Source organism: Bradyrhizobium sp. STM 3809 (assembly GCF_000239795.1).
Lineage (GTDB): Bacteria > Pseudomonadota > Alphaproteobacteria > Rhizobiales > Xanthobacteraceae > Bradyrhizobium.
In genome coordinates, this window is sequence record NZ_CAFJ01000609.1 from 1 (window position 1) to 9401 (window position 9401).

Genomic DNA, 9401 nt, shown 5'->3' on the forward strand with positions numbered 1-9401 from the left:
GCGGGGTCCAGAAGAAGATGATCAGGAACAGCCAGACCGGCTCCGGCGCGATCGATCCGGTGACCGCGGCCCAGGCCACGACCGGCGGCAGCGCGCCGGCGGCACCGCCGATGACGATGTTCTGCGCGGTCCAGCGCTTCAGCCACAGCGTGTAGATTACGACATAGAAGAAGATGGTGAAGGCGAGCAGCGCGCCGGCGAACCAGTTGACGAGGATGCCGAGCGTCAGCACGGAGAAGAACGACAGCGTGATGCCGAACGCCAGCGCCTCCTGGCGGGTGACGCGGCCGCGCGGGATCGGACGGTTGGCGGTCCGCGACATCAGCGAATCGATGTCGCCCTCCAGCGCCATGTTGAGCGCCCCGGACGCGCCGGCGCCGACGGCGATGCACAGCAGCGAGGTGATGGCGAGCACCGGGTGGAAATGGCCGGGGGCGATCAACAGGCCGATCAGCGCCGTGAAGATCACGAGCGACATCACGCGCGGCTTCAGCAGCGCGACATAATCGCCGACATCGGCCTCGGAAATCCGTGGGCCGGCGGCGATGGCGTTCTGATCAATGACCGACACGACGAATCCAGACTTCAATTCAAAGGCGCTGAACCGGGGCTCGTTCTCGACCAGGGCCGCTTCAGCACGTCGCTTCAAAGATCCGGTCGGCGCGCGAGAGGCGCCGGCCGGCTGATGAGGATACGGCGCCGAAGCGGCGCCGCATCGGAGGCCGTCGGGGCTTATTGCACCTTCGGCAGCACCTCGAACTGGTGGAACGGCGGCGGCGACGACAGGGTCCATTCCAGCGTCGTCGCGCCCGGTCCCCACGGATTGTTCGCCGCTTGCTCCTTGCGCAGGAAGGCTTCGATCACGCCGTAGATGAAGATCAGCACGCCGAAGGCCGAGATGTAGGACCCGATCGACGACACAAAGTTCCAACCGGCATACGCATCGGGATAGTCGATGTAGCGGCGCGGCATGCCGGAGAGGCCGAGGAAGTGCTGCGGGAAGAACACCAGGTTCACGCCGATGAACGTGACCCAGAAGTGCGCCTTGGCGATGGTCTCGTTGTACATGTAGCCGAACATCTTCGGGAACCAGTAGTACCAGCCCGCGAAGATCGCGAACACGGCGCCGAGCGACAGCACGTAGTGGAAGTGCGCGACGACGTAGTAGGTGTCCTGCAGCACGCGGTCGACACCGGCGTTCGCCAGCACCACGCCGGTGACGCCGCCGACCGTGAACAGGAAGATGAAGCCCACGGCCCACAGCATCGGCGCGCGGAACTCGATCGAGCCGCCCCACATCGTGGCGATCCAGGAGAAGATCTTCACGCCGGTCGGCACCGCGATCACCATGGTCGCAGCGACGAAATAAGCCTGCGTCGCCGACGACATGCCAACCGTGTACATGTGGTGCGCCCAGACCACGAAGCCGATGCCGCCGATCGCGACCATGGCGTAGGCCATGCCGAGATAGCCGAACACGGGCTTGCGCGAGAAGGTCGAGACGATCTGGCTGATCATGCCGAAGCCGGGCAGGATCAGGATGTACACTTCGGGGTGACCGAAGAACCAGAACAAATGCTGGAACAGCAGCGGGTCGCCGCCACCGGCCGGATCGAAGAAGGTGGTGCCGAAATTGCGGTCGGTCAGCATCATGGTGATGGCGCCGGCGAGAACCGGCAGCGACAGCAGCAGCAGGAACACCGTCACCAGGATCGACCACACGAACAGCGGCATCTTGTGCAGGGTCATGCCCGGCGCGCGCATGTTGAAGATCGTCGTGATGAAGTTGATCGAGCCGAGGATCGACGACGCACCGGCGAGGTGCAGCGACAGGATCGCGAAGTCGACGGCCGGACCGGGATGGCCCGAGGTCGAGAGCGGCACATACATCGTCCAGCCGGCGCCGACGCCGTTGGCGCCGGGCTCGCCCTCGACGAAGGTCGAGGTCAAGAGCAGCGCGAACGAGGCGGGCAGCAGCCAGAACGAGATGTTGTTCATGCGCGGGAACGCCATGTCCGGCGCACCGATCATCAACGGCACCATCCAGTTGCCGAAGCCGCCGATCATCGCCGGCATGACCATGAAGAAGATCATGATCAGGCCGTGGCTGGTCACGAAGACGTTGTAGGTGTGGTTCTCGTGGAAGAGCTGCACGCCCGGATACATCAGCTCGATGCGGATCGCGACCGACATGGCGAGGCCGATGATGCCGGCGCACACCGCGAAGATCAGATACATCGTGCCGATGTCTTTGTGGTTGGTCGAATAGACCCAGCGCCGCCATCCGGTCGGATGGTCGTGCGCGTGATCGTCATGGCCGGTGTGGGTCGCTACGTTCGTCGCCATTGTCCAATCCTCAGTGTCCCCGTGGACCGCCTGAAGCGGCCCTCAATTCCTAGCGTTCGTCCCCGCGTTTACTGCGACACGCCCGCAGCCGAGGCGTAGGTGCTCGTGGGCGCGCTGGCGTACTTCTTCTTGGCGTCCTCGACCCATGCGGTGAATTCCTGGTCGCTCACGACGCGCACGGCGATCGGCATGTAGGCGTGATCCTTGCCGCAGAGCTCGGAGCACTGGCCGTAATACATGCCGACCTTGGTCGCCTTGAACCAGGTCTCGTTGAGACGGCCGGGAATGGCGTCGATCTTGATGCCGAAGGACGGCACCGCGAACGAGTGGATGACGTCGGCGCCGGTGGTCTGGACGCGAATCACCTTGTTCACCGGCACGACCATCTCGTTGTCGACGGCGAGCAGGCGCGGCTTCTTGTCCTGCGCCAGCAGCGAGTCGAACTCGAACTTGCCGTTGTCGGGATAGGCATAGCTCCAGTACCACTGCTTGCCGGTCGCCTTGATCGTGAGATCGGCGTTCGGCACATCGAGCTCGAGGAACAGGAGGCGGAACGACGGCACCGCAATGGTGACGAGGATCAGCACCGGGATCAGCGTCCACGCCACTTCGAGCATCGTGTTGTGCGTGGTGCGCGACGGCACCGGATTGGCGCGCGCGTTGAACTTCACGACCACCGCGACCAGCAGCGCCAGCACGAACAACGTGATCAGCGTGATGATCGTCAGCAGCAGACCGTGGAACGAGGTGATGTTCTCCATCACCGGCGTCGCAGCTTCCTGCAGCTTGTATTCCCACGGGGCCGGCTGCCCCATTTCGGCAAACGCCTGTTCACCCGACACGAGCGTCACGCCCGCTACGGCCAACCCCAGCAAGCATGCGCCCAATTGGCCTTTCGACACCTTCATGTCGTCGCGCTCCCTTCAGAACTTTCCCCCTCGGCGCACCGCCTTGTCCAAGCCGCGCGCCGCATGATCCGCTCTCCTGACAAATGGCCTTCGGGCGGACGCTTAGAAAAGCACCTGGGCCAGTTCACTGGAATGACGAAATCTTTCTTCTCAAACCATAATTCTTGACCTATCGCAATGCAGTCTTAAGCCGGATATCGCGCACGGCGCTCGGCGCGGAGTTGCATCGATCTTTCCGAGAAATTGCCGCATGCCGTGATTTCCCGGACAACGGGCGCTTGACACGCGGGCACCGCGATGTAGGCAACGGAACATGGCCGTGTGCGCGGCTGATTCGGGAAGGCGCAGCGGCCTTGCATCAGGGATGCGGCCTTATTTCGTTTCGTTTCGTGCCGTACGCTGCTGGTGCTGTCCTCATGACGCCATCATTGCCATATCATGGCGTCGGATGCGCAGATCACCCACAGGAAATTGTCATGCCACCGACCCGGCCCAGGGTTTCAACGGACAGGACAGCTGACATGTCGACCCCAGCTGCGAATGACTCGCGCGGTTCGTGCCGATTCCGGACCGTGCGCGCGCGATTCACGAACCGCGCAGCTGCCATGGCCGGACTCGCGGCCATCGCGATCGCGCTGTCGACTGCAATCAGCATGCCGCTGCCCGCGCATGCGCAGGGCGCGGTGCGCTCGGTGCATGGCGACTGGCAGATCCGCTGCGACACGCCGCCGGGCGCGCAGGCCGAGCAGTGCGCGCTGATTCAGAGCGTGGTCGCCGAGGACCGCTCCAATGCCGGCCTCACCGTGATCATGCTGAAGACGGCCGACCAGAAGAGCCGGCTGATGCGCGTGGTGGCGCCGCTCGGCGTGCTGTTGCCCTCCGGCCTCGGGCTGAAGCTCGACAATCAGGATGTCGGCCGCGCCGGCTTCGTGCGCTGCCTGCCCAATGGCTGCGTCGCCGAGGTGGTGCTCGAGGACAAGCTGCTCAACCAGCTCAAGACCGCGAAGACCGCGACCTTCATCATTTTCGAGACCCCGGAGGAAGGCATCGGCTTTCCGCTGAGCCTCAACGGCCTCGCAGACGGATTCGACAAGCTGCCCTGACGTCGCGCTGAATTGACAGTCGTGACGAGCACATTAGCGTGATCCGATGCGGGTGTGATCTGACGCGGCCTCGCAGCGTCGCTGTGGCCGCGAGTTCAGTGTCGCGAATCCAGCGCCAGGGCCATCACCAGCAGCGTCCGGTCGAAGCCGTCATTGCCCGCCTCGCGCGGCTGCACCGCTTTGAGCAGGAAGCCGGCCTTCTGGTACAGCCGGATCGCATTGGTGTTGCCGCGATAGACGGTGAGCTCGACACGCGAGAAGCCGGCCGCCCACGCCGCCTCCAGCGTCGCATCCATCAGGCGCCGCCCGAGGCCCTGGTGTCGGAACTGCGGCAAAAGGCCCATGCCCAGCACGCCCACCCGGGCATCGATTGGCCCCGATTTGGGCGTCACATCGCACCAGCCGACCACCTCGCCGGCCGAGAGAGCGACGAATTGCGGATATCCTTCGTGGATGTTGTTCAGAATGAAGGCGCGCGTCTTGTCCAGCGGCGGCGCCTGCACGAAGGACAGATAGCGCCGTTCGCGCGCGACGCAGTCCAGCGTGCGATGAAAGCTCTCGATGTGAGCGGCCGTAATGGGAACGATCTCAACCATGTCCGTTCGGTAATCATCCTGCCCCTCGCGCCCCGGCGTCAAAACAACTATCTTGGAATGAACGCTCCGACAACGGATTGACCCATGACTGCTCCCACCACCTCTCTGCTCGAGCGCGCCAATCTGGATCGTGATGCGGTCCGGAGCGAGGTCGCGCGCGGCCTCTCCGGCGCCGATGACGGCGAATTGTTCTTCGAATACAGCCAGACCGAGGCGCTGACGTTCGACAACGGCCGCCTCAAGCAGGCGACCTACGACACCAGCCAGGGTTTTGGCCTGCGCGCGGTGAAGGACGATGCGGTCGGCTACGCCCATTCCTCCGACGTGTCGCTGCCGGCCCTGATGCGCGCCGCCGACGCCGTCAGCGCCGTCCGCGGCGGCTATTCCGGAACGTTCGCCAGCGCGCCGCCGCACACCAATGTCCGCCTCTATGGCGATGACAATCCGCTCGACGCCCCCGGGTTCGAAAGCAAGGTCAAGCTGCTCGGCGAGATCGACGCGTATCTGCGCGACAAGGATCCGCGCGTGCGCCAGGTGACGGTGAGCCTGGGCGCGACCTGGCAGGTGGTCGAAATCCTCAGGCCGGACGGCGAGAGCTATCGCGACATCCGCCCGCTGGTGCGCGTCAACGTCTCCGTGGTCGCCGGCCAGGGCGACCGTCAGGAGAGCGGCAGCAAGGGCTATGGCGGCCGCGAGGCCTATGCGCGCTTCATCGAGACAAAGGCGTGGCGCGAGGCCGCCGACGGCGCACTGCGCGAGGCGCTGGTCAATCTCGACTCCGTTCCCGCCCCCGCCGGCGAGATGGACGTCGTGCTCGGCGCCGGCTGGCCCGGCGTGATGCTGCACGAGGCGGTCGGCCATGGCCTCGAAGGCGATTTCAACCGCAAGAAAACCTCGGCCTTCGCCGGCCTGATGGGCAAGCCGGTCGCCGCCAAGGGCGTCACGGTGGTCGACGACGGCACCATGGCGTCGCGCCGCGGCTCGCTGTCGATCGACGACGAGGGCACGCCGACCAGCCGCACCGTGCTGATCGAGGACGGCATCCTGGTCGGCTACATGCAGGACCGCCAGAACGCGCGGCTGATGAACATGGCGCCGACCGGCAACGGCCGCCGCCAGGGCTATGCCCATGTGCCGATGCCGCGCATGACCAACACCTACATGCTGGCCGGCGAGCGCGATCCGGCCGAGATCATCGCCTCCGTCAAGAACGGCATCTACGCGGTGAATTTCGGCGGCGGCCAGGTCGACATCACCTCGGGCAAATACGTCTTCCAGTGCACCGAGGCCTACAAGATCGAGAACGGCAAGGTCGGCGCGCCGGTCAAGGGCGCGATGCTGATCGGCAACGGCCCGACCGACCTCAACCGCATCAGCATGATCGGCAACGATCTCGCGCTCGACACCGGCATCGGCACCTGCGGCAAGAACGGCCAGGGCGTGCCAGTCGGCGTCGGCCAGCCGACGCTTCGCATGGATCGCATCACGGTGGGAGGCACGGGCCGATGAGCCTCGACAAGATGTCCACGAGCAAGGTCAGCACCAAGGCCCCGCGCAAGGAGACGACGTGGACTGGGCAGATCGCCCAGCTCGCCGCGGTCGTCGCGGTCGTCTTCCTGGCCAAGGGCGCGATCGCCGAGCCGTTCTACGTGCCCTCCGGCTCGATGGAGCCGACGCTCCTGATCGGCGATGCGCTGCTCGCCTCGAAATTCCCCTATGGCTACGGCACGTCGTCGCTGCCGATGCAGATCACCCTGCCCGAGACCGGACGCCTGTTCGGCGAGACGCCGAAGCGCGGCGACGTCGTCGTGTTCCGCTGGCCGGGCGACACCTCGCAGGCCTGGGTCAAGCGCGTCGTCGGCCTGCCCGGCGACCGCATCCAGATGCGCCAGGGCCAGCTCTACATCAACGGCCAGGCCGCCCAGTTGAAGCCGGACGGCATCGGCGACGCCGAGGACGACAGCGGCCGCAACGAGCCCGCTTATCGCTACGTCGAAACGCTGCCGAACGGCGTATCGCACCTGATCTTCAAGATGCGCGACAACGGCCGGCTCGACAACACGCCGGAGGTGACCGTGCCGCCCGGCAAGCTGTTCGTGCTCGGCGACAACAGGGACAACTCCGCCGACAGCCGCGTCTCGCTGAGGGACGGCGGCGTGGGCCTGCTGCCGATCGACAATCTGGTCGGCCGCGCCGATGCGGTGGTCGGCTCCTGGGACCTCGGCTTCAAGAACCAGCCGGTCTGGGCCTGGCTGTCTGGATTCCGGCTCGATCGGTTCTTCACCGCGGTGCGCTGAGCCACCGTGCCGTGACCTTCGACGACGTCAGGGCTTTCGCGCTGCCATGGCCGGAGGTCGAGGACGGCACGTCCTACGGCACGCCCGCGCTCAAGGTGCGCAAGAAGATGCTGGCGCGGCTGAAGGAGGACGGTGACAGCCTCGTCCTCCCCGGCGTCCCCTCGGACGAGCGCGCGATGCTGGTCGAGAGCCGGCCGAAGCTGTTCTATTTCACCGACCACTATCGCGACTATCCGATCGTGCTGCTGCGACTCTCCCAGGCGCGGCGCGCTGACGTCGAGCCGCTGTTGCGGCGGCAGTGGCAGGCATTGGCTTCGAGGAAGGCGCGCACCGCGTTCGATCGCGGCTGAGCTTCTGTCGTTATTGCCAGATTCGAACGCGCCCGGCGCAGGTGATCGGATCGGCGGAACCTGCTATCGACAGCCATGACCGAGGATGAGTTCGTCACATCAGCGCTCCGCAATCCCGTCAACGTCGCGCTCATGGACGTACTGCGCACGACGGCATTGCCCGATGCCTGGATCGTCGCGGGCTGCCTGACGCAGACCGTCTGGAACGTGTGCACCGGACGTCTGGTGGATCATGGGATCAACGATTACGACATCTTCTACTTCGATGCCGACACGTCATGGGACGCCGAGGATGCAGTCATCCGACGCGTTGCGTCGCTTCTTCAACACCTCGACGCCAAGGTCGAGGTGCGCAACCAGGCGCGTGTGCATCTATGGTACCCCGCCAAGCACGGCCGCCCCTACCCTGCCGTGACGCGCTCGACCGACGGCATCGACCGCTTCCTCACCATCAACACGCAGGTCGGGCTTCGGCCAATGGCGGATGGATACGAGCTCTATGCGCCCAAGGGCTTGAGCGACATCGAGGAGATGCTGGTGCGGCCCAACTACACGGCCAATTTCACGGCCGCGAACTATGCGGCCAAGGCGGCACGCTGGAAGGCGCTGTGGCCCGAGATCACGGTCATCGCACCTGACGAATGATCCGGCGGGTCGCAACAGCTCTCTCCATTCGTCATTCCGGGGCGCGCGCAGCGCGAGCCCGGAATCCATTGATCGTCATTGCGCGCGGCCCAATGGATTCCGGGTTCGTACCGCTGCGCGGGCCGCCCCGGAATGACAGCGAGGGTGTTGCGCTGCCGGCGCGTCCTCACGAACCGCCTAGATCGACGTCGTCAGCTCCGTCAGCCACGCCGGGGACATCGCGACCAGCCACGCCTCGAGCTGCTTGTCCGCCCCGCTGAGGATCGCGACCGCGACGACCACGAAGGCCGCGCCCATCAGCATCTTGCCGAGCTTGCCGGCGGACAGCAGCCGGGCGCGCAGGCGCGCCATGGTGGTCCGCGACACCAGGCCGAGCACGACCAGCGGCAGGCCGGCGCCGAACCCGAACGCCAGCATCGTCAGGGTGACGCGCAGGAGATCCTGCCCCTGCGAGGCCAGCAGCGAGGCTGCGCCCAATGTCGGTCCCACACAGGGCGACCAGACCGCGCCGAGCAAGAGCCCGATCATGAACTGACCGCCCGCGCCTGAGGCCGCAAAGCCCTGCGAGTGCCTGTCCGCCCAGCGCTGCACCGGGCCGCCGGCGACCGCGAGCAGCGCCTGCCAGGACGGCACCAGCAGGACGACGCCGATTGCCAGCATGAGGATCGCTGCAACGAGGCGGAACACGCCGGCATCGAGGCCGAGACCATTGCCCGCGAGCGCTATGAAAAGGCCGAGGCCGGTGAACGACAGCGCCAGCCCTCCCGCAAGCGCCAGCGCCCCGCGCGGATGCGCCGATGCCGCCGCGCCGAGCACGATCGGCACCAGCGGCAGCACGCAGGGCGACAGGACCGACAGCAGGCCGGCCACGAAGGCCAGCGCCAGCGCGAGCATGGCGCGCTACAGGCTCTTGTCGAGCAGCGCGGAGATCGAGGCTTCCTTGGTGTCGCCGACCGAGCGGCCGGTCTCGGTCGTTCCCTTGAACACGATCAGGGTCGACTGCATCTGCGCGCCGAAGCCTTTCACGGCCGGCTTCTGGTCGTCGAAATCGACGCGGAAGATCTTCAGATCCTTGAATTTCGGCTCTGCCGCGAGCCTGTCGATGATCGGCTTCTGCGCCTTGCAGGTCGGGCACCATCCGGCATGGATCTCGATC

At 65.7% G+C, this 9401-nt stretch carries 11 protein-coding genes; 5 read left to right on the forward strand and 6 right to left on the reverse strand.

Annotation, left to right across the window (positions count from 1 at the left end; translation table 11 throughout):
* The 3 genes from BRAS3809_RS27475 to coxB form a co-directional block, all read right to left on the reverse strand.
* A partial coding sequence (locus BRAS3809_RS27475; protein WP_035659007.1) for a protoheme IX farnesyltransferase occupies positions 1–571 on the reverse strand: 571 nt, incomplete at its 3' end.
* 161 nt (positions 572–732) lie between these two features.
* Positions 733–2346 (reverse strand): cytochrome c oxidase subunit I, encoded by a 1614-nt coding sequence (gene ctaD, locus BRAS3809_RS27480; RefSeq protein ID WP_008965271.1) that lies wholly within the window; start codon positions 2344–2346, stop codon positions 733–735.
* 68 nt (positions 2347–2414) lie between these two features.
* A complete protein-coding gene (gene coxB / locus BRAS3809_RS27485) occupies positions 2415–3254 on the reverse strand; it encodes a cytochrome c oxidase subunit II (RefSeq protein ID WP_008965272.1) in 840 nt (279 codons plus the stop codon).
* A 476-nt stretch (positions 3255–3730) separates the two neighbouring features.
* Here coxB and BRAS3809_RS27490 point away from each other — a divergent pair, with 476 nt between their 5' ends.
* On the forward strand, positions 3731–4357 hold the full coding sequence (locus BRAS3809_RS27490) for an invasion associated locus B family protein (protein WP_008965273.1): 627 nt from the start codon (positions 3731–3733) through the stop codon (positions 4355–4357).
* A gap of 95 nt (positions 4358–4452) precedes the next feature.
* Here the strand turns inward: BRAS3809_RS27490 and BRAS3809_RS27495 are convergent, their stop codons facing one another.
* Complete coding sequence (locus BRAS3809_RS27495; protein ID WP_008965274.1) at positions 4453–4953, reverse strand: GNAT family N-acetyltransferase; 501 nt, start codon at positions 4951–4953, stop codon at positions 4453–4455.
* Between the two features lie 84 nt (positions 4954–5037).
* On the opposite strand from BRAS3809_RS27495, the gene tldD reads away from it, so the two are divergent.
* From tldD to BRAS3809_RS27515, 4 genes are all read left to right on the forward strand, one after another.
* On the forward strand, positions 5038–6462 hold the full coding sequence (gene tldD / locus BRAS3809_RS27500; RefSeq protein WP_008965275.1) for a metalloprotease TldD: 1425 nt from the start codon (positions 5038–5040) through the stop codon (positions 6460–6462).
* Positions 6459–7250: a signal peptidase I gene (gene lepB, locus BRAS3809_RS27505; protein ID WP_008965276.1), complete on the forward strand. Its 792-nt coding sequence runs from the start codon at positions 6459–6461 to the stop codon at positions 7248–7250. The genes tldD and lepB overlap by 4 nt, the downstream gene beginning before the upstream one ends.
* A gap of 11 nt (positions 7251–7261) precedes the next feature.
* Entirely contained in the window at positions 7262–7600 is a 339-nt protein-coding gene (locus BRAS3809_RS27510; RefSeq protein ID WP_008965277.1) for an MmcQ/YjbR family DNA-binding protein, read from the forward strand.
* Positions 7601–7675: 75 nt separating this feature from the next.
* A complete protein-coding gene (locus BRAS3809_RS27515) occupies positions 7676–8245 on the forward strand; it encodes a nucleotidyltransferase family protein (RefSeq protein WP_008965278.1) in 570 nt (189 codons plus the stop codon).
* A 177-nt stretch (positions 8246–8422) separates the two neighbouring features.
* Here BRAS3809_RS27515 and BRAS3809_RS27520 read toward each other — a convergent pair whose 3' ends face one another.
* Both BRAS3809_RS27520 and BRAS3809_RS27525 read right to left on the reverse strand, forming a co-directional pair.
* Complete coding sequence (locus BRAS3809_RS27520) at positions 8423–9139, reverse strand: cytochrome c biogenesis CcdA family protein (protein WP_008965279.1); 717 nt, start codon at positions 9137–9139, stop codon at positions 8423–8425.
* Between the two features lie 6 nt (positions 9140–9145).
* Positions 9146–9401, reverse strand: a 256-nt coding sequence (locus BRAS3809_RS27525) for a thioredoxin family protein (protein ID WP_035659005.1), incomplete at its 5' end; no start/stop codon positions are given.